At 63.8% G+C, this 18,069-nt stretch carries 22 protein-coding genes; 12 read left to right on the plus strand and 10 right to left on the minus strand.

The annotated features are described in order from the left end of the window. Nucleotides 1–4: 4 nt before the first annotated feature. Together phoU and phoB are read left to right on the plus strand one after the other, a co-directional pair. Complete coding sequence (gene phoU, locus LB515_RS15265; RefSeq protein WP_095767370.1) at nucleotides 5–712, plus strand: phosphate signaling complex protein PhoU; 708 nt, start codon at nucleotides 5–7, stop codon at nucleotides 710–712. Nucleotides 713–728: 16 nt separating this feature from the next. Next, nucleotides 729–1,418 (plus strand): phosphate regulon transcriptional regulator PhoB, encoded by a 690-nt coding sequence (phoB, locus tag LB515_RS15270; RefSeq protein ID WP_010911896.1) that lies wholly within the window; start codon nucleotides 729–731, stop codon nucleotides 1,416–1,418. Nucleotides 1,419–1,746: 328 nt separating this feature from the next. Here phoB and LB515_RS15275 read toward each other — a convergent pair whose 3' ends face one another. Further along, complete coding sequence (locus LB515_RS15275) at nucleotides 1,747–2,988, minus strand: ROK family protein (RefSeq protein WP_224708210.1); 1,242 nt, start codon at nucleotides 2,986–2,988, stop codon at nucleotides 1,747–1,749. A 266-nt stretch (nucleotides 2,989–3,254) separates the two neighbouring features. Here LB515_RS15275 and xylF point away from each other — a divergent pair, with 266 nt between their 5' ends. The 4 genes from xylF (at nucleotide 3,255) to LB515_RS15295 (ending at nucleotide 8,480) form a co-directional block, all read left to right on the plus strand. After that, on the plus strand, nucleotides 3,255–4,295 hold the full coding sequence (xylF, locus tag LB515_RS15280; RefSeq protein WP_095767551.1) for a D-xylose ABC transporter substrate-binding protein: 1,041 nt from the start codon (nucleotides 3,255–3,257) through the stop codon (nucleotides 4,293–4,295). Between the two features lie 249 nt (nucleotides 4,296–4,544). Continuing rightward, complete coding sequence (locus LB515_RS15285; protein WP_224708211.1) at nucleotides 4,545–5,897, plus strand: sugar ABC transporter permease; 1,353 nt, start codon at nucleotides 4,545–4,547, stop codon at nucleotides 5,895–5,897. A gap of 27 nt (nucleotides 5,898–5,924) precedes the next feature. Next, complete coding sequence (locus LB515_RS15290) at nucleotides 5,925–6,725, plus strand: ATP-binding cassette domain-containing protein (RefSeq protein WP_224708212.1); 801 nt, start codon at nucleotides 5,925–5,927, stop codon at nucleotides 6,723–6,725. Nucleotides 6,726–6,857: 132 nt separating this feature from the next. Beyond that, complete coding sequence (locus LB515_RS15295; protein WP_224708213.1) at nucleotides 6,858–8,480, plus strand: CHASE domain-containing protein; 1,623 nt, start codon at nucleotides 6,858–6,860, stop codon at nucleotides 8,478–8,480. A 78-nt stretch (nucleotides 8,481–8,558) separates the two neighbouring features. Here LB515_RS15295 and LB515_RS15300 read toward each other — a convergent pair whose 3' ends face one another. From LB515_RS15300 to LB515_RS15325, 6 genes are all read right to left on the minus strand, one after another. Further along, nucleotides 8,559–8,804, minus strand: coding sequence for a YMGG-like glycine zipper-containing protein (locus LB515_RS15300; RefSeq protein WP_095767375.1), 246 nt, complete (start codon nucleotides 8,802–8,804; stop codon nucleotides 8,559–8,561). Nucleotides 8,805–9,060: 256 nt separating this feature from the next. Further along, a complete protein-coding gene (locus LB515_RS15305) occupies nucleotides 9,061–9,231 on the minus strand; it encodes a hypothetical protein (RefSeq protein ID WP_181164947.1) in 171 nt (56 codons plus the stop codon). A 1-nt stretch (nucleotide 9,232) separates the two neighbouring features. Beyond that, the gene (locus tag LB515_RS15310; RefSeq protein WP_224708214.1) at nucleotides 9,233–9,418 is read right to left on the minus strand and encodes a hypothetical protein; all 186 of its coding nucleotides are present in this window, start codon (nucleotides 9,416–9,418) and stop codon (nucleotides 9,233–9,235) included. Nucleotides 9,419–9,448: 30 nt separating this feature from the next. Next, entirely contained in the window at nucleotides 9,449–10,474 is a 1,026-nt protein-coding gene (locus LB515_RS15315; protein WP_224708313.1) for a sensor histidine kinase, read from the minus strand. Nucleotides 10,475–10,641: 167 nt separating this feature from the next. After that, complete coding sequence (locus LB515_RS15320) at nucleotides 10,642–10,806, minus strand: DUF1328 domain-containing protein (protein WP_018429836.1); 165 nt, start codon at nucleotides 10,804–10,806, stop codon at nucleotides 10,642–10,644. A gap of 169 nt (nucleotides 10,807–10,975) precedes the next feature. Then, on the minus strand, nucleotides 10,976–11,770 hold the full coding sequence (locus LB515_RS15325; protein ID WP_095767378.1) for a response regulator: 795 nt from the start codon (nucleotides 11,768–11,770) through the stop codon (nucleotides 10,976–10,978). Between the two features lie 219 nt (nucleotides 11,771–11,989). On the opposite strand from LB515_RS15325, the gene LB515_RS15330 reads away from it, so the two are divergent. Together LB515_RS15330 and LB515_RS15335 are read left to right on the plus strand one after the other, a co-directional pair. Further along, nucleotides 11,990–12,193 (plus strand): NepR family anti-sigma factor, encoded by a 204-nt coding sequence (locus LB515_RS15330; protein ID WP_224527505.1) that lies wholly within the window; start codon nucleotides 11,990–11,992, stop codon nucleotides 12,191–12,193. A 3-nt stretch (nucleotides 12,194–12,196) separates the two neighbouring features. Further along, nucleotides 12,197–12,748, plus strand: a complete 552-nt coding sequence (locus LB515_RS15335; protein WP_040985057.1) for an RNA polymerase sigma factor — start codon at nucleotides 12,197–12,199, stop codon at nucleotides 12,746–12,748. Nucleotides 12,749–12,901: 153 nt separating this feature from the next. Here LB515_RS15335 and LB515_RS15340 read toward each other — a convergent pair whose 3' ends face one another. Continuing rightward, on the minus strand, nucleotides 12,902–13,285 hold the full coding sequence (locus tag LB515_RS15340; RefSeq protein WP_095767380.1) for a response regulator: 384 nt from the start codon (nucleotides 13,283–13,285) through the stop codon (nucleotides 12,902–12,904). Nucleotides 13,286–13,434: 149 nt separating this feature from the next. On the opposite strand from LB515_RS15340, the gene LB515_RS15345 reads away from it, so the two are divergent. The 3 genes from LB515_RS15345 (at nucleotide 13,435) to LB515_RS15355 (ending at nucleotide 15,057) form a co-directional block, all read left to right on the plus strand. Then, the gene (locus tag LB515_RS15345; protein WP_140847055.1) at nucleotides 13,435–14,187 is read left to right on the plus strand and encodes a Crp/Fnr family transcriptional regulator; all 753 of its coding nucleotides are present in this window, start codon (nucleotides 13,435–13,437) and stop codon (nucleotides 14,185–14,187) included. Nucleotides 14,188–14,259: 72 nt separating this feature from the next. Further along, nucleotides 14,260–14,586, plus strand: coding sequence for a YqjD family protein (locus tag LB515_RS15350; RefSeq protein WP_224708215.1), 327 nt, complete (start codon nucleotides 14,260–14,262; stop codon nucleotides 14,584–14,586). A 6-nt stretch (nucleotides 14,587–14,592) separates the two neighbouring features. Continuing rightward, complete coding sequence (locus LB515_RS15355) at nucleotides 14,593–15,057, plus strand: phage holin family protein (protein WP_224708216.1); 465 nt, start codon at nucleotides 14,593–14,595, stop codon at nucleotides 15,055–15,057. 15 nt (nucleotides 15,058–15,072) lie between these two features. On the opposite strand, the gene LB515_RS15360 is transcribed toward LB515_RS15355, so the two are convergent. Next, nucleotides 15,073–16,599: a sensor histidine kinase gene (locus tag LB515_RS15360; protein WP_224708217.1), complete on the minus strand. Its 1,527-nt coding sequence runs from the start codon at nucleotides 16,597–16,599 to the stop codon at nucleotides 15,073–15,075. Nucleotides 16,600–16,756: 157 nt separating this feature from the next. Here LB515_RS15360 and LB515_RS15365 point away from each other — a divergent pair, with 157 nt between their 5' ends. Next, a complete protein-coding gene (locus LB515_RS15365; protein WP_095767385.1) occupies nucleotides 16,757–16,960 on the plus strand; it encodes a hypothetical protein in 204 nt (67 codons plus the stop codon). Nucleotides 16,961–16,968: 8 nt separating this feature from the next. On the opposite strand, the gene LB515_RS15370 is transcribed toward LB515_RS15365, so the two are convergent. Beyond that, nucleotides 16,969–17,889 carry a diacylglycerol/lipid kinase family protein gene (locus LB515_RS15370; RefSeq protein ID WP_224708218.1) on the minus strand — a complete coding sequence of 307 codons (921 nt, stop codon included), beginning with the start codon at nucleotides 17,887–17,889 and terminating at the stop codon, nucleotides 16,969–16,971. Between the last annotated feature and the right edge of the window lie 180 nt (nucleotides 17,890–18,069).

Genomic DNA, 18,069 nt, shown 5'->3' on the forward strand with positions numbered 1-18,069 from the left:
CATCATGGCCGAACATACCGTCGCTTCCTTCGACGAGGATCTGAGGCAGATCAGCCGGCTCATCAACGACATGGGCGATCTCGCCGCCTCCATGGTCGGCGCTTCGACCAAGGCCCTGCTCGAGACCGACAATGCCATGGCGCAGCGCGTCGTTTCCGACGATGCCATCATGGACGCGCGCCAGCGCGAGCTCGACGACCGCGCCATCACGCTGATCGCCAAGCGCCAGCCGATGGCCGACGACCTGCGCAACGTGGTCGGCTCGATCCGCATGGCGGGCGACCTCGAACGCATCGGCGACCTCGCCAAGAACATCGCCAAGCGCGTCGGCTCGGTCGGCGTCAGCGCCGCGCCGCGCGACCTCACGCATTCGATCGATTCCATGGCGCAGCTGGTGCTGATCCAGGTCCAGGCCGTGATCCAGGAATATACGGTGGGCGACGCCACGGCGCTGGCCAAGCTTCGCAACGACGACGAGCGCATCGACGTCAAATACACATCCGTCTTCCGGGAACTCCTGACCTACATGATGGAAGACCCGCGCAACATAACCGCCTGCACGCATCTTCTGTTCTGCGCCAAGAATCTCGAGCGCATCGGCGACCATGTGACCAACATCGCCGAGAACGCCTATTATGTGCTGACCGGCACGCAATTGCCCGCGAATCGTCCCAAGCAGGACGAGACGACAATGTCGGCGCCGGCGGCCTGACGATGGGTATCTGCCAATGATCGCGCCACGCATCATGGTGGTGGAGGACGAGGAGCCGCTTGGTGTGCTGCTCCGCTACAATCTCGAATCCGAGGGTTACCAGGTCGAAGTGGTGACCCGCGGCGACGAGGCCGAAATCCGCCTTCAGGAAAACGTCCCCGACCTGCTCGTGCTCGACTGGATGGTGCCCGCGGTTTCCGGCATCGAGCTCTGCCGGCGCCTCAGGATGCGGCCCGAGACCGAGCGGCTGCCGATCATCATGCTGACGGCGCGGGGCGAAGAAAGCGACCGCGTGCGCGGCCTCTCGACCGGCGCCGACGACTATCTGGTCAAGCCGTTCTCGACGCCGGAGTTCATGGCGCGCGTCAAGGCGCTGCTGCGTCGCGCCAAGCCGGAGGTGCTGTCCAGCGTGCTCAAGGTCGGCGACATCGTGCTCGACCGCGAGTCGCACCGCGTCTACCGCAAGAAGAGCGAGATCAGGCTCGGCCCGACCGAGTTCCGGCTGCTGGAATTCATGATGCGTCATCCCGGCCGGGTGTTCTCGCGCAGCCAGCTGCTCGACAATGTCTGGGGCGAGACGATCTATATCGACGAACGCACCGTCGACGTCCATGTCGGCCGCCTGCGCAAGGCAGTCAACAACGGCCGCATGCCGGACGTCATCCGCACCATCCGCGGGGCGGGTTACGCGATCAGGGAAGATTAGGGGTAAGGCGCCGAGGCGCTGACGGATTCTGTCTCCAGCATCGGATCGCGTGCATTGGCGATTAGTCGAGACGCTTGTGCTTCGCACGGGCGGAGCAAGGAGCGCAGCGACGCAGCGCAGACCCGAGGATCCATTCCGTGATGTCGATGCGTTGCGACAGTCCAGAATTCTGTGCCGCTGCGCTCGACGCGTGAGGTAGCGGCATGGATTCCAGGGTCTCCGCGACGGAGCTTCGCTCCTGCTCCGCCCTGGAATGACGAAGCTGCGGGGCCTTCCCTTCGCTAATTTCAAGCGTCTGCTGCTGTCCCCGGACCTCTTCAAGGCTGCCTCAGGCCACGTTCTTTCCCGTCCCCGCTCTTGCCTGGCCTCCCGGCCCGAAAATCTCCTGGTCGACGAAGGTCAGCGCGCGCATGGCGCAGCCTTCGCGGATCAGCGGCAGTTCGTTCGGCTCGGTGTCGAAGGAGATCGATTCGGAGTGCTGGCCGCCGGCCGTCTGGGCGATCGCCTCGCGCAGCGCCGGCTCGATCAGGTCGAAGGCGGCCGCACTGACGCCGACCATGGCGACGGGCGCCGGGTCGATGAGGGCGAACAAGCTGCCGAGACCGAAACCAAGCGCTTCGCCAGCCCGGCGGTAAGCCTCCCGTTCGGGGCCGTCCCTCTCGCGCGCCTTCGCGGCAAGGGCCCGCATGTCGGCGTCGCCGACGTCGACCGGCTCGGCGTCCTCGCTCATTTTCATGGCGCTGCGCCAGATCGCATAGTTGCCGGCATAGGCCTCGACGCAGCCGCGGCGGCCGCAGCGGCAAAGCGCCCCGCCCGGGCGGTGAATCATGTGGCCGAACTCGCCGCCGGAGGAATGCGTGCCGGTGAACAGCGCACCCTTGAGCACGAGACCCATGCCGATGCCGTGCGACAACAGGATGGCGATGAAGTCGTCGCGATAGCGCTCCGGGTCGCGCCATTGCAGCGCTACCGCCATCATGTTGCAGTCATTCTCCATGGTGGCGGAGATGCCGAATTCCTTCTCGAGGATGTCGGCGAAAGGAATGTCGGTCAGCGGCGTTATCGGCGACCACAGCATGGAGCGCGCATGCGAATCGGTGATGCCCTGGATGCCCATGGCGATGCGGGCGACGCTGCCAATGTCGAGGTCGGGATCCTGCAGCCGGCGCCGCACGATCGCCACGCATTCGCCGATCAGCTCGTCGCGGGGCATAACAAGCGTGTCCAGGCGCTGCTGCTCCTCGGCAACAACCTGACCGGCATAGTCGATCACGGCGACCGACAGGAAGTTCAGCGACAACACCACGGTCAGCACCGCGGCTGCTTCAGGGTTCAGCGCAAGGCCGATCTGCGGCCGGCCGCGTTTCAACGCCGTCGGCTCGCTGGCCTTGCTTTCGGTGAGAATGCCCTCCTGGATCAGGTCGGCGGAGATCGCCGAAATGGTCGAGTGGCTGAGCCCGGTGGTGGCGGCAATTTCGGTCCGTGATGGCTGACCGGCGCGGCGTACCGCCGAAATCACCATGGCGCGGTTGCGCCGGCGCAAATCGTCGTGGCGGATTCCGACCGACATCGTTTCGCACGTCCTCCCCGGTCATCGCGGCCTTGTGATAATGCCATAGCCTCGCTGACACGCTAGGGATTGTGGCAGAAGCCAGGGGCCATGTCATTATTTATTGCGGATGCCGAAAAAAATGCCTGAGCCCATCAAAACCCATCAGAATCTCGGTTGACAGTGTCGTTACGCTGGACCACTATTTTTTTGAGGCTCGAAAAAAAGCCTCTGTGCCGGCCTTCGGGCCAGTCTGGGTCGCGCCGCACGGGCGCAGGGAGGATATCATGAAGAAATTTGCAGCCGCCATTCTGGCGGGCGTTGCCATGTCGCTGACGCTGGCGTCTGTCGCCGAGGCGAAGGACAAGGTGATCGGCGTGTCGTGGTCGAATTTCCAGGAAGAGCGCTGGAAGACCGACGAAGCAGCGATGAAGGCCGCCATCGAGGCCGCCGGCGACAAGTATATCTCGGCCGACGCGCAGTCCAATCCGGGCAAGCAGCTAACCGACGTCGAAAGCCTGATCTCGCAGGGCGCCAACGCGCTGATCATCCTGGCGCAGGATGCCTCGGCAATCGGCCCGGCGGTGCAGAAGGCGCTCGATGAAGGAATCCCGGTCGTCGGCTATGACCGCCTGATCGAGAACAAGGACGTGTTCTATCTGACCTTCGACAACAAGGAAGTCGGGCGCATGCAGGCCCGCGAGGTGTTCAAGGCCAAGCCGGAAGGCAACTATGTCTTCATCAAGGGCTCGGGCTCCGATCCGAACGCCGACTTCCTGTTCGCGGGCTCCATGGAAGTCCTGAAGGACGCCATCGACAGCGGCAAGATCAAGAATGTCGGCGAGGCCTACACGGACGGCTGGCTGCCGGCCAACGCGCAGAAGAACATGGAGCAGTTCCTGACCGCCAACGACAACAAGGTCGACGCGGTCGTGGCTGCCAATGACGGCACCGCCGGCGGCGTTGTCGCGGCGCTGACGGCGCAGGGGCTGGCCGGCACCGTGCCGGTCTCGGGCCAGGACGGCGACCACGCGGCGCTCAACCGCATCGCGCTCGGCACGCAGACCGTGTCGGTGTGGAAAGACGCGCGCGAGCTCGGCAAGAACGCCGCCGAGATCGCCTCGCAGCTCGCCGACGGCAAGAAGATGGGCGACATCGCCGGCGCCAAGGACTTCACGACGCCTGGCGGCAACACCGTCAAGTCGCTGTTCCTGACGCCGGTCGCGATCACCAAGGACAATCTCAACGTCGTCATCGACGCCGGTTGGATCAAGAAGGACGAGGTCTGCGCGGGCGTGCCCGCCGGCAGCGTCCAGGTCTGCAACTGAACCTTGCCGACGTTCGATCAAAAATACCTGCGCCGCGGCCAGGAGCGGTTCAACGAACCGCTCCTGGTTTTTGTTGCCGCAATCCCGGACGGAAAACCGCTACGCACTTTTCCTGGGATTGCTTTAAAGCCGCGGCGTTTTCAAAAAAGCCGCGGCGTTTTCAAAAGATTTTGCCGTTCTGCCTCAGGCGGATAGCTTCCAGCTGAGTTCCGGCATCCGCGCCAGACGGCAAGCCCGTGGGAGGAAATCATGACCGACACGACGTCTACCCAACCGGCGGACACCGCGCGCGCGTCGGAACTCGGCACTGTTGCCCGGTTCCTGAAGGCGACCGAGCTCGACACCCGCATGCTGGGCATGATCGGCGCGCTGCTCCTCATCTGGATCGGGCTGCATGTGATTTCCAGCCTGCGGCTTGGCGTCAACCCGCTCGACTTCGACAGCCGCACGTTCCTGACGCCGCGCAATCTCTGGAACCTGTCGGTTCAGTCTTCGGCCGTGGCGATCATGGCCTCCGGCATGGTGCTGGTCATCGTCATGCGCAACATCGACCTGTCGGTCGGGTCGGCCGAAGGGCTGATCGGCATGGTCATGGGCTTTGCCCAGGCGCATTTCCTGGTTCGCTTCGTCGGGCTTGAACTGGGAAACCCCTGGATCTGGGTTCTGGCGTTGATGATCGGCCTGGCGCTCGGCCTCATCATCGGCGCCTTCCAGGGCTTCGTTATCGCCTATCTCGAAGTGCCGGCCTTCATCGTCACGCTGGGCGGATTGCTGGTATGGCGGGGCGCTGCCTGGTGGGTCACCAGCGGCCAGACCGTTGCGCCGCTCGACGCCACGTTCCAGTTGATGGGCGGCGGCCCGGCGGGCTCGATCGGCGCCAGATGGAGCTGGGCCGTCGGCATCGTCGCCTGCCTGGCGGTTATCTTCATGCATTTCAACGGCCGCGTGCAGCGCAAGCGCTTCCGCTTCCCCCTGCGTCCGGTCTGGGCCGAGACGCTGCTTGCCACGGTCACCTGCGCGGTCATCCTGGGCGCGGTGTGGCTCGCCAACTCCTATCCGTGGCCGGTCGGCATCGTGAACCGCTACGCTGCCGCCAACAACATCACCGTGCCCGAAGGCGGGCTGTTCATCGCGCATGGCATCGCCATTCCGGTGCTGATGGCGGTCGCCGTCGGCCTGATCATGACCTTCGTCACCAAGCGCACTAGATTCGGCCGCTACGTCTTTGCCATCGGCGGCAATCCGGAAGCCGCCAATCTTGCCGGCATCAACACGCGCTGGATCACCATGAAGGTGTTCATGATCATGGGCGTGCTGGCGACGATCGCGGCGGCGATCTCGTCGGCCAGGCAGAACTCCTCGACAAACGCGCTGGGGACGCTGGATGAACTGCTGGTCATCGCCGCGGCGGTCATCGGCGGCACGTCGCTTGCAGGCGGTTCCGGGACCGTGCTCGGCGCCATGCTGGGCGCATTGCTGATGCAGTCGCTGCAATCCGGCATGGTGCTGCTCGGCGTCGATTCACCGCTGCAGAGCATCGTCGTGGGCGCCGTACTGGTCATCGCGGTGTGGCTCGACACCCTCTACCGCAAGCGCGTCTGAGCAAGGATTATAGAGAGGAAAGGGATCATGGCTGACAAGACCGCTCCCGCCGGCGCTCCGCTGGTCGACATGCGCAACGTCTCGATCGCCTTTGGCGGCATCCGCGCCGTCGACGACGCATCCGTCGATCTTTTCCCCGGCGAAGTGATGGCGCTGCTCGGTCACAATGGCGCCGGCAAATCGACGCTGATCAAGATCCTGTCCGGCGCCTATAAGCGCGACAGCGGGCAGATATTCATCAATGGCGAGGAGGCTTCGATCTCCAATCCGCGCGACGCCAAGAAATATGGCGTCGAGACGATCTATCAGACGCTGGCGCTGGCCGACAATGTCGATGCCGCGGCCAATCTCTTCCTCGGCCGCGAGCTGATGACGGGTTGGGGCACGCTCGACGACGTCGCCATGGAAGCCGAGGCGCGCAAGGTGATGGGCCGGCTCAATCCGCGTTTCCAGCGCTTCAAGGAGCCGGTTATCAAGCTGTCGGGCGGACAGCGGCAGTCGGTGGCGATCGCGCGCGCGATCCTGTTCAATGCCCGTATCCTGATAATGGACGAGCCGACGGCGGCGCTCGGCCCGCAAGAGACGGCGCAGGTCGGCGAACTGGTCAAGCAGCTCAAGGCCGACGGCATCGGCATCTTCCTGATCAGCCACGACATCCATGACGTGTTCGAGCTTGCCGACCGGGTCTGCGTGATGAAGAACGGCCAGGTGGTCGGCACGGCGCGCACGACCGATGTCACCCAGGACGAGGTGCTCGGCATGATCATCCTCGGCAGGTGCCCGCCAGGCGCCATTCCGGGCCCAGGGGCGCTGAAAATCGCGGCATGAAGTCGAACTGGTAGCCGGCTAATTAACGGCTGCGTGATGTACCAGCCGCGGTGATGGTTTGACCGCGCCATTGTGTTGGCGCCGAGACTTGCCCATAAAGATCGTCGACCGTCCACGGGCCGCATCCTTGATTTGAAGAAGCTCTTTCCGATCCTTGCCTTTGTCGCCGTCGCGCTGATCAGCCTGACCATGGCAGGGTTCGCCTATTTCGCGACGCAGGAGGCGGCGCGGATCAAGTTCGAGGGCACGGCCGACGACGCGCTCAACCGCATCGAGAGCCGCGTCGACCTGCATCTGTCGCTGCTGCGTTCGACGCAGGCGCTGTTCGATGCCCGCAACGGCGACATCTCGCGCGGCGAATTCAAGGCCTTCTTCACCGCCCTCGACATCGACGACAATTTCGCCGGGCTGCGCGGCATCGGCTTCCTGAGGCTCGCCAAGACCGGCGACGAGGCGGCGGTGGAACGCGACATCCTGCACGATCATGGGTCGGCGCATCCGATCTATCCTGCCACGACGCAGCAATGGCGCACGCCCATCGTGCTGTTCGAGCCGCTCGCTGCCTCCAACCAGTCGATCATCGGCTTCGATATGTTCACCGAGCCGGTTCGGCGCGCGGCGATCGAAAAGGCGATGGCAGACGACCGGCAGCATGCGAGCGGTTTGGTCCAGCTCGGCCAGGGCGCCGGCGTGGCGCAGACCTTCACCGGGTTCCTGGTTTTCGTGCGTCTGAACGTCGAGACCGCGCCAGACGTCATCAATGCAAGCCGCTCGTCGACGGCCGGCTTTCTTTACGCCGCGTTCCGCGCGCAGGACTTGTTCCAGGTCGCGCTCAGTCGTTCTCCGCTGCTGCCGGTCAATGTCGAGGTCTATGACGGCAAGCCCGAGGACGGCAATCTTCTGTTCCGTTCGGAGGCGCCGCCTGCAGAACGCATCGGGGCGACGCTTCTGGCGCATCGCGATATCGTTGTCGCGGGCCGGCCCTGGACCGTGCTGTTCAGGCCGACAAGCGCCTTCGAACCACCGTCTTCGCGCGCCATACCGGTGATGCTCGGACTGTTCGGCCTTTTGCTTGCCGGCGCCATCGCGCTGGTGGCGCGCTACCAGGAGCGCGCCTATGAGGCGAAATCGGCGCTGCACGAGGCGACCGAAAAGAGCCTGCTGGAAAAGGATCTGATCCTGCAGGAGATGAAGCACCGCATCAAGAATTCGATCACCCGCGTGCTGGCGATCGCGCGACAGACGGCTTCGCAAGCCACCGACGTGAAGGAGTTTTCGGCTTCGTTCTCGGCGCGCCTGCAGGCCATGGCTGCATCGCAGGACATGCTGACCCGCTCGCGCTGGCAGAAGGCCGATCTTGGCGACCTGCTGCGCATCGAGCTCGGGCAGGTGTTCGGCAAGGACCTTCCCGACGGCGTGTTGTCAGGGCCGGAAGTGCTGCTGGACGAGACGACGACGCAGGCGCTCGGGCTGACCTTCCACGAACTTGCCACCAACGCGCTGAAATATGGCGAGGCCGGCAGTTCGGTGGGCGCCCTCAAGGTCGACTGGAGCGTCAACGGCCGCGGTCGCGAGCGGACGCTGGTTCTGAACTGGCGCGAGGCGGGTCAGAAGGAACTGGAAGCGCCAGTCAAGACCGGCTTCGGCACCAAATTGATAGATCTCAACGTCACGCGCGAATTGCGCGGCACCATCGCGCGCGACTACCACGCCGACGGATTGAAGGTGGAAATCAGGATCCCGCTGGGCGCGTAAGGCAAAACAACGATTTGAATTTGAGTTTAGAGCAAACCGGGGGGCCGGCTGCCGGCCCCCGGTCTTTCCCGTGCTGAACTAGTTGCAGCGAGCCGTGTAGATCCGGCCGCGATGATCGCGATACTGGCAATAGCCGTTGCGCAGGTTGCGAACCAGAAGGCCCGACCCGGCGCCGACGGCCGCGCCGATCAGCGCACCCTTGCTGCCGCCGACCAAGCCGCCCACGCCGGCGCCGATCAGGCCGCCGCCGACGACGTCCTGCTCGGTTGTTGTGCAGCCGCTGACAGCGACCACGGCAACCATGGCAATCATCATCTTCCGCATAGAATTGCTCCTCACTTTTGTCCTCACTTTCGGCAGTGCCACCAGCCATTTAGCATGAAAAAAGGTGCTTTGCCTGCCCGATTTTACTGTTGCCTAACGTAGTCTTGTCGGGGCGCTCGCCGTTCGACCCGACAAGCATGCCGGGCACCTCCAGCGTTGCGAACTGCGTGCCGTCGGGCCGCACGTTCCAGACGATCCGATCGCAGTCGTCCAGCGCCGGATCCATAGTGGCCGACAGTCAAAGCCGCGTGCGGGGTCAGAACAACTGCCAGGCCGCGGTCAGGGCCACGGCGGCCAGAAGCGCGATCGCGCCCAGGCGGAGCGAAAGATGCGACGACCGCGGCGCCGGCGGCAGCTCGGCATCCTGGAAGCCGCTCATCGAGACGCGGGCGGCCTGCTCCAGCCTGTTCATGTCGGCAACCATCATTTCAGTCTCCCCAGGTCGCGCCGGGGCGCGGATGGGTTTCCGGCGCATCGTCAGCCGGGAGCACAGGATCGGACTTTATGGTGAACAGCCGGTTAAGGGCTCCGCCGGCAAAGCGCTCCCATCTCCGTCTGACGAAATTGCGGACGGCTGCGGCGAAGCCGCCGAGCCTGACGGTTACATTTTTCATGGAATTGCTCCTACGCCATCGGCGGCGCTCTCAATCGGTCTCGAAATTCCCGTGCGGGACGGTGAGACGGTATTCCATCCGGTCTCTGCCGATTTCCAGCGTCGCTGAGCCATTCAGCGACATCGGCACGACGCGTTCCAGCGCCACGCTGCCGAAACGCTTCTCATTGCGCTGCGCGTCGCCGACCGCCTCCGTCCAGGTCAGCAAGAGGTTGGGCGAGGTTCCGTCTTCAGCCTCGAGCTTGGCGCGCACCTCGACATGGCCGTCCGGCCGCGACAGTGCGCCATAGCTCACTGAGTTGACGGCCAGCTCATGCATGGCGAGACCGATATGCAGGGCGGCGTTGGGGTTGAGGTAAGGATTTTCGCCCGCGAACCGCAGGCTTTGAGCCAGATCGCTGCTGTAGCGGCCGACCTGGCCGGATACGAGCTCGTGCAGCGCTGCTCCTCGCCAGTTGGAGGATGTGACGAGATCCTGCGAGGACGCGAGCGATTGCAGCCGGCCGCGAAACCGCGCCAGGAAGTCGCCGAGCGTCTCCGTGTACCGCCCGGTCTGAGTGGCGACACTCTGGATGATGGCGAGGAGATTTTTCGATCGATGGCTGACTTCGCGCAGCAATGTCTTGAGGGTCTGCTCGCGGCGTTTCTGCTCCGTCGTCTCCACCATCGTCGTGACGACGCCGAGGACATCGCCGGTCTCCCCCCGGTCTGCATCGATCCAAAGCTGGAACCAACGCACGCCCTGGTGCCCCGGAATGCTGAGCTCGAGCTGGTCCGGGTTGCCGGATTCGATCACCTTGAGTTTGGCGGCTCTTATGCGTTCGGCCTGCGCCGGCGAGAGCAAGTCCTTGCCGTCGGCTGTATCGGACGCCCACGGCGCGTTCATGTTGCGCGCCCAGACCGTTTCCATCTGCCGATCCTGGTAGAGAACCGAAATCCCTGCGTTGTGCAGGGCGTGAAGCAAAGCCCGCCCCACCTGCATCCCGCTTTCCGAAGGATGCATTGCGATCACTTCGCGCTTTTCGACCCTGTCTTGCGTGGGACCTTGGGAAGGCATTGGAGATATCCCCCACTCGGTCCTTGAACGGCCCAATCCGCAACTTGTTCCGCACGAGTCAAACCCTGCAGGGCTCTCCAAAAACGGTCCGCCGGACGGTGCTCTTTCGAGGCGCCGTCCGGCGGTGGCTGGAAACCGTTTGAGGGGTGCGGCTTCCAGTGTTGCGGTCAGGCTCTCCTGAAGAGGCCTGCGATGAGCGAAATCACCAGGAAGGCAAGAAAGATAAAGAACAGGATTTGCGCGATGCCTGCCGATGTGCCTGCGATGCCGCCGAACCCAAGCGCGCCGGCGATGATCGCAACTACGAGAAATACGAGCGCCCAGTACAGCATGATGCGTCTCCTTCTTATGTCGGGAAAAGAACGTGGCCAGATGCCGTTTGTTCCACCATTTGCTGAAAAAGACGATCCCCCAAAGCGAGCTTTTCAGACCGCGCACAGCCAAGCGTCACGCATGGCGCGAAGCCCTCGCATGACACTCGAGATCCAGCTTCGGAAGGGATCAGGCGGCGGCCTTGGCCTGACGGTCGAAGAACAGGGCCTGGCTGATCAACGCCTTGACCATGTCGGGATTGAACGGCTTGGTGACCAGGAAGGCCGGCTCGGGCCGTTCGCCGGTCAGCAGGCGTTCAGGGAAGGCGGTGATGAAGATCACCGGCACAGGCGTCGAGGACAAGATCTCGTTGACCGCTTCGATGCCCGAGCTCCCATCGGCGAGCTGGATGTCGGCCAGAACCATTTTCGGCCGCGTCCTGCCGAACAAGGCCACAGCCTCGGCATGCGTGCGCGCCGTGCCGACGACGCGGTGGCCGAGGCTCTCGACCATCTCCTCGATATCCATGGCGATCAGCGGCTCGTCCTCGATGATCAGCACGTCGGTCGCAACTTGCCGGGAAATCTCGTTGCTCGCTTGGGCAAGCAGCTCCGAGAACTCATCCTCGTCGACGTCGAGGATCTCCGCCGCCTCGTCCTCGCTGAAACCCTCGACGGCAACCAGAAGGAAAGCCTGCCTCGGCAGGGGCGCGATGGCATTCAGATTGGCCGCGGCCCGCTGCTCCCAGGCGGTCTGCGCCTGTTCCTGCGGCACGCGGATGGCCACGGAGGTGAACAGCCTGGCGAAAACCTTGTACAGCGCAATACGGTCGCTCGAGGCTTCGGGGAAGATGTTGGTATCGGCGATAATGGCTTCCAGCATCGCGGCGACCAGCGCGTCACCGCTCTCCTGCGATCCCGACACCGCGCGCGAGAAGCGGCGAAGGAACGGGAGATGAGGAGCGATGGTTGCGGACAGACTCATTATTGACGTCTCCCTCAGATGACGTTTCATGTTCAAGGCCGCATTGGTTGCAAGCCCCTCTGCATCAAACGCCGGCTTCCGGAAAAAGTTCCGCCGGCCGCGGAACTAAATTAGCAGGTGAGCGTTTCGGATCCAGGGATGGGCAACCAGACGAGGGTACCGCTTGCGTTGTGGTTTGAAGTCGAAGAGCGGCTCGGGTGCTGGAAATTAGGGCTATTTATGAAGGAAATGTCAAAAAAACAGATGGCTGATGCCGCAAGCAGGCATCGGAACGGGGATGGCAATCCGCTTGGTGCAAACTCCGAAATCGCTCGCAAGCTCAAGCAGTATTATGACGAACTGGTCTCGGATCGTGTGCCGGACCGTTTCGCTCAGCTGCTCAGCCAGCTGGAACAGACCGAACCTGCCCAGAAAAAGGACTGAGGCATGGCGGCGGTATCCCAGAGCTTCAAGACCGAGCTGCTCGGCGCGATCCCGAGCCTGCGGGCTTTCGCCGTGTCGCTCACACAGAATGCCGACCGGGCCGACGACCTCGTCCAGGAAACGCTGGTCAAGGCATGGGACAAGCATGAGAGCTTCCAGCCGGGCACCAATTTGAAGGCCTGGCTGTTCACCATCCTGCGCAACGAATTCTATTCGCAGATGCGCAAGCGCGGCCGCGAAGTGCAGGACAGCGACGGCATCATGACGGCCAGGCTTGCCGTTCATCCGGCTCAGCATGGCCAGCTCGATCTCAAGGATTTCCGCGGCGCGCTCGAGCAACTGCCCGAGGACCAGCGCGAAGCCATCATCCTGATCGGCGCTTCCGGCTTCTCCTATGAAGAAGCCGCCGAGATCTGCGGCTGCGCGGTCGGCACGATCAAAAGCCGCGTCAGCCGGGCGCGCGCCAGGCTGCAGGAGATCCTCAAGATTTCCGGAGAGGACGAGTTCGGACCCGACGCGATCTCAGCGCAGGTCACAGGTTCGAACGCGGCTTAACTTTCGGGACGCGAAGGCGACAAGTACCTGCTCGCGCATTCGGCGTCATCATTCGGCACGCTTGACGTATACGGCATTTCCTTGGGAAACCCGGATTCGCACCGGCCATGATGTGAGCACGCAGGCGGCCTGAGATTGCCTCGGCGGCGACCGTCAGGCCGCCGGAGCGGCCCGTCCGCAGGCGATCGCCACGGCTTCGACGAGATCGTCGCCCGAGTAAGGCTTGGTCACCAGTCGAACGTCGGGGAACGAGTTCTTGACTTCGTCGGAATCCGAATAGCCGGAGGCGAATACGAACGGCACGCCCTCTGCACGCAACCGCGCGGCGAAATCCAGGGTCGACACCCCGCCAAGCATCAGATCGACAACTGCCGCGTCGAAGCTCGAGGGAAGCGCCTGCCCGTCGATGTCGGCGATCTCGCGCGCGATCGTCACATCCGCGGCGCCGTGATCACGGCAAAGCTGCTCGACATCCATCGCTATCAGGAACTCGTCTTCGAGGACAAGAATGCGCAATCCGTCAAGCAATGCTGTCACCTATGGGGTATCTCCTTGGCAGCCGCACTCATGCGCGCAATCCGTCACGATGTCATTTAAAAAAGACATGGACATGACCCCGGCGGAACCGCTGCCCCCCTCAAACGTTTCCTTGCGCCCCTAGGGCAGGGATTTCGAAGAGGGGTCGAATGTCCGGACGTTTGGTTGCCACTCGCCAATATCCTTGTGAAAAATGCCCGCTGCGGCCGCTGCCGGCCTTCCGCGAATTCGACGAGCAGGAATTGTCATTTATCGACACCTTCAAGCGTGGCGAATTGGCTGTCGACAGAGGTGCGACCGTGCTGGTCGAAGGCAGCCACAGCGCGCATCTTTACACGGTGCTGTCGGGTTGGGCGTTCCGCTACAAGCTTTTGCCCGACGGGCGCCGGCAGATCCTCAATTTTTCCATGCCTGGCGACCTCATCGGCCTGCAGGGAAGTCTGATGGGCGAAATGCAGCATTCCGTCGAAGCCCTGTCGCCGATGCTGCTTTGCGTTTTCGAACGCGATCAGCTGCAGGAACTCTATCGCAACCATCCCGGCCTTGCCTATGACATCACCTGGATCGCGTCGCGCGAGGAGCGCATGCTGGATGAGAACCTGCTCAGCATCGGCCGCCGCACCGCGCTTGAACGCGCCGCCTATCTTATCGCCTTCATCGCCCGCCGGGCTCGCGGCGCCGGTCTCAACGGCAAGACACCGGTGCAGATCCCGATCACGCAACAGCACATCGCCGACACGCTCGGCCTCTCGCTGGTCCATACCAACAAGACGATCCGCAAGCTGATGGACCGCAAGCTCATCATGTGGCGGGACGGCGGCTGCGAAGTGATCGACTATGACGGGCTGAAGAAGCTTGCCCGCTGGGAGGGGCTAGGCGAGGAATGCAGGCCGCTGATCTAGGTTGGCTTGCAACGACCGGAACCATGGCGCCGAAGGGGCGTTGAAACCAACGCAAACACAAGGAGTTAGAGAATGGCAACCGCCGCAGGCAAATCCGCCACAGACGAAGCAACCGCCGCCGATTTGGAGGCCGATATCGAGCAACTGAAAGCGGACATCCAGCGACTCACCGAGCAACTCGCCACGACCGGTCAACACGGCTACGGCGCGGCCCGTCGCGCCGCCGCGGACGGCGTCGAGCAATTGCGCGCGCAGGGCGAAGCCGCGTTCGAGAGCATGCGGGGAAGCGCCGAGGATATCGAAGCGCAGCTGATCGCCAAGGTGCGCGAGAAGCCGGTGACATCGCTGGCCATAGCGGCGGGCGTCGGTTACCTGTTCGCCCTGTTTTCCCGCCGCTAACCGCAGATGGGGGCGCTTGTCTCGCTGATCTCGGCCCTCGCCTCGGGCGAGGCGATGGCCGCTTTGCATAGGGCGCGGACCGCGGCAATCCTTTACGGGCTTGCCGCCATTTTCGCCGTGTGCGGTGTCGGCTTCCTCATCGGCGCCGCCTACATCTGGCTGGCAGTCCGCTACGGACCGATCGCGACCAGTCTCGGCTTCGGCATCGGCTTCCTGGTGGTTGCCGGGCTCATCCTCGTCATTCACAAGCTGGCGGCCGGCATGCGCAGCAAGCGCCGCGCGCGGCGACGCCAGGCCAATATGACGGCGGCGGGCGTTACCGCAGCACTTGCCTTGCTTCCGGCCCTCGCCAAAAGCAAAGGCGGGCTTGGAGCCGTTGTCGCGCCTGCCCTGGCGGTCGTCGCGTATGCTATCTATCGCGAGAACACCAAATCCGGGCCGTCGAAGCCGGACCCGGAAGACTTGCCTTGAGCAGTGCCGGAGCGCTCATTTCAAGGACGGCTCGAGCGGCATCGATATTTCGGCGAAAACGCCATCCGGGCGGAATTCGTGGATCACCTCGCTGTCGATGACCTTGGCGAGGCTGCGGCGGATCAGGATCGAGCCAAAACCCTGGCGATCCGGAGGCTCGACCCGCGGCCCACCGCTTTCGCGCCAGGTCAGCACCAGGCGGCGCGCGCCTTTGCGGCCTTGCGTCTTCCAGTCGAGATCGACTTTTCCCGACGGCGCGGAGAGTGAGCCGTATTTCATCGCGTTGCTGGCGAGCTCATGCAGGATCAGGCCGAGCCCGACCGCTTGATCGGGCGAGAGCAGAAGCTCGGGACCCGAAATCGCGATACGCGGCTGGCGGCCCGTGTCGAAAGCCCTGACCTCGATGCGTGCCAATTCGCCGATGCCAATGCCGCGCCATTCGCGGTCGGACAGCAGATTATGGGCGGCGCCGAGCGCCTGCAGCCTGGCACCGAAGGCCTCCAGGAACACACTCGGCTGGCGAGCGTGGCGGACGGTCTGCGTCGCCAGCGCCTGCACGGTCGCCAATGTGTTCTTGACGCGGTGGTTGAGCTCACGCAGCAAGAGGCGCTGCCGCTCGTCGCCGAGCTTGCGCTCGGTGATGTCGTAGTTGACGCCGAAGATCAGCGTCGGCTTGCCCTCGCCGTCGCGTTCGATCACGCGTCCGCGCGTGGCGATCCAGCGGGGTGGATGGACCCCCTTGACCCGGTACTCGCCAAAATAGTCGTCGCTGCCGCTCAGCGCGTCGCGGAAACGCGTCTCGGTCTGGTAGACGTCGCGCGGGTCGATGGCGCGCAGGATGTCGCGCGCCTTCAGCCGGTTCGAAGGCGGCAGGTTGAAAAGCTCGGCCAGAAGCGTGTCGCATTCGATCATGTCGGTGGGTATGTCCCACGCCCAGCTCGCCAGTGAGGCGGCGTCGAGCGCGATGGCGCGGCGCTTTTCCTCGCGCGCCAGTTCCGCCTTGGCGATGGCGCCGTCGCGGGTGGCGTCCTTCAGCGCGAACAGGCTGGCCGCGAGGTCGGCCAGCATTCTCAGCTTCGCCAGCTTTTTCTCGGCCGGAAACGGTCTCGGCTGGCGATCGAGCACGCAGAGCGTACCGATCCTGGCACCGGCCACCATCATCGGCACGCCGATAAAAAAACGGATGTGCTGCTTGCCCGTGACCAGCGGATTGTCGGCGAAACGCGGATCGAGCGTGGCGTCGGTCACCACCATGGGATCGTCGCCGGCGGCGATGGCGTGGGCGCTGAAGGAAGTGCTGGTTGGCGTCTCCTTCTCGTCGAGGCCGATGCGCGCCTTTAACCGCCGGCGACTGCTGCCGATCAGGTTCACCAGCGCGACAGGCGCTTCGGCGATTGCCGCAGCGAGACCGGTGATACGGTCGAAGTCCGGATCGGTTGCGGTATCCATGGCGCCCAGGCCCTGAAGCAGGGCGAGCCGTTCCGCATCGATCACGACGCGGCTGACGTCCGCTGGCAAACTATCCGCCTTGCTGCTCACCATTCCCTCAAAACGCCACGCAATCGGCCATCATATACACGCAATCGGTTGCCGCATGCTTGCGGGGCGTCTTTTCCGACACGGAACCTTCCCGAACAGGATCCGTTACCGACCATGTCGTGCCTGAAGCGCCCGCCGCCGCGCAGCATGGAGGCCAATCGTGACCAAGATCGTACCTGAAGACAAAGCTCGCCAGGGGCATTGGGGCTGGCACGCCCTCAGAATCCTCATCGCCGGGCTGCTGCTCGCCTTCATCGCGTGGGGCGCGGTCGAGATCTACGGCGAGCTGATCAAGTCGCCGACGACCCAGCAGAACGTGCCGACGGCGCCGCCCGCCGAGCAGAAATCCACTCAAGGCAGCTGATCTTTCCATCACGCCGCCTTCGCCTGCGCATTGCGGGACGGGACAAGCACGTTCAGGGCGCCGGGGTGAATCTCGACCGTGGTTTCCCTCTCCAGCCTGATCAATTCGCCGTCCAGCACCGCGCTGAACTTCCTGGTGGGCGAACGGATTTTCAGCACGACCTTGCCAGCCTGATGCACTTCGACATGCGCGCTCTGGCGCAACCTGCCGCGCAGCATGTCCAGCAGCAGCTTCGCCAGATGATGGCGCCGGCGCGCGACGCTGACATAGATGCCGAGCACGCCGCCAGCCGGGTTGTCGGCATAGGGCAGGTGGCCTTCGCCGAACAGATTGTTGGAGATGCCGATGCCGGTCGTGCGGGCGACGATCTCGGTCTTGCCGATGCTCAGGCTCACCTTGAGCGCCGGCGGGTTCTTGATAGCCGCCCACGCCGCGCGCACGGACGCCTGCATCTTTCCAAGGCGCGAGCCGAAATCCATTTTCTCGCGCAACTGGACCATCTTGGCGTGCATGCCGACGGAGAACTGATGCACGAAGGGCTGGCCGTTGGCGCTCGCCATATCGACGGCGATCACCTCGCCGTCGGCAAAGGACTGCAACGCCGCTTCCAATGTCTGCGGGATGCCCAGGCCGCGCGCAAACAGGTTCATCGTGCCGGCCGGCAAGATGGCCAGGGCCTTCTTCTTGTTCATGAGGAGGGATGCCGCGGTGGAAATCGTGCCGTCGCCGCCTCCGGCGAGAACAACGTCGATATTTCGCCTGGCGATGACCTTTTCCAGCGCCGTGGCGACGTCGCGACCGGCAACGATGTCGATCTCGACCGAATGCCCCGCCGCTTCGAGGGTCTGACGCAGCTTTTCGGAAAATGCCTCCATGTCGATGGTACGGAGGGTGCCGCCGTCCTGGTTCAGCACCGCAGCAAACCGCATATCGCGCTCCGTGTTCAGGTCACTTTGAGCCGGCAGACCCTCAGCCGCAGGCTGAAACGAGGAGGCCGCCGCAAAGGTTCCGCCGGGAGGCCAGCAGTCCACGGACGCGTGAACGCGTTGCGGTTGGAACAACCCTCCGGTCACAACGTTGTGAACCTGTAGACATTGCCGCTTCCGACC

This window comes from Mesorhizobium sp. CA15 (assembly GCF_020165215.1).
GTDB lineage: Bacteria > Pseudomonadota > Alphaproteobacteria > Rhizobiales > Rhizobiaceae > Mesorhizobium.

Bases quoted from the DNA above. Each gene is read 5' to 3' on its own strand.
- phoU (WP_095767370.1), top strand. From the start codon at position 5: ATGGCCGAACATACCGTCGCTTCCTTCGACGAGGATCTGAGGCAGATC.
- phoB (WP_010911896.1), top strand. From the start codon at position 729: ATGATCGCGCCACGCATCATGGTGGTGGAGGACGAGGAGCCGCTTGGT.
- LB515_RS15275 (WP_224708210.1), bottom strand. From the start codon at position 2,988: ATGTCGGTCGGAATCCGCCACGACGATTTGCGCCGGCGCAACCGCGCC.
- xylF (WP_095767551.1), top strand. From the start codon at position 3,255: ATGAAGAAATTTGCAGCCGCCATTCTGGCGGGCGTTGCCATGTCGCTG.
- LB515_RS15285 (WP_224708211.1), top strand. From the start codon at position 4,545: ATGACCGACACGACGTCTACCCAACCGGCGGACACCGCGCGCGCGTCG.
- LB515_RS15290 (WP_224708212.1), top strand. From the start codon at position 5,925: ATGGCTGACAAGACCGCTCCCGCCGGCGCTCCGCTGGTCGACATGCGC.
- LB515_RS15300 (WP_095767375.1), bottom strand. From the start codon at position 8,804: ATGCGGAAGATGATGATTGCCATGGTTGCCGTGGTCGCTGTCAGCGGC.
- LB515_RS15305 (WP_181164947.1), bottom strand. From the start codon at position 9,231: ATGATGGTTGCCGACATGAACAGGCTGGAGCAGGCCGCCCGCGTCTCG.
- LB515_RS15310 (WP_224708214.1), bottom strand. From the start codon at position 9,418: ATGAAAAATGTAACCGTCAGGCTCGGCGGCTTCGCCGCAGCCGTCCGC.
- LB515_RS15315 (WP_224708313.1), bottom strand. From the start codon at position 10,474: ATGCCTTCCCAAGGTCCCACGCAAGACAGGGTCGAAAAGCGCGAAGTG.
- LB515_RS15320 (WP_018429836.1), bottom strand. From the start codon at position 10,806: ATGCTGTACTGGGCGCTCGTATTTCTCGTAGTTGCGATCATCGCCGGC.
- LB515_RS15325 (WP_095767378.1), bottom strand. From the start codon at position 11,770: ATGAGTCTGTCCGCAACCATCGCTCCTCATCTCCCGTTCCTTCGCCGC.
- LB515_RS15330 (WP_224527505.1), top strand. From the start codon at position 11,990: ATGAAGGAAATGTCAAAAAAACAGATGGCTGATGCCGCAAGCAGGCAT.
- LB515_RS15335 (WP_040985057.1), top strand. From the start codon at position 12,197: ATGGCGGCGGTATCCCAGAGCTTCAAGACCGAGCTGCTCGGCGCGATC.
- LB515_RS15345 (WP_140847055.1), top strand. From the start codon at position 13,435: ATGTCCGGACGTTTGGTTGCCACTCGCCAATATCCTTGTGAAAAATGC.
- LB515_RS15350 (WP_224708215.1), top strand. From the start codon at position 14,260: ATGGCAACCGCCGCAGGCAAATCCGCCACAGACGAAGCAACCGCCGCC.
- LB515_RS15355 (WP_224708216.1), top strand. From the start codon at position 14,593: ATGGGGGCGCTTGTCTCGCTGATCTCGGCCCTCGCCTCGGGCGAGGCG.
- LB515_RS15360 (WP_224708217.1), bottom strand. From the start codon at position 16,599: ATGGTGAGCAGCAAGGCGGATAGTTTGCCAGCGGACGTCAGCCGCGTC.
- LB515_RS15370 (WP_224708218.1), bottom strand. From the start codon at position 17,889: ATGCGGTTTGCTGCGGTGCTGAACCAGGACGGCGGCACCCTCCGTACC.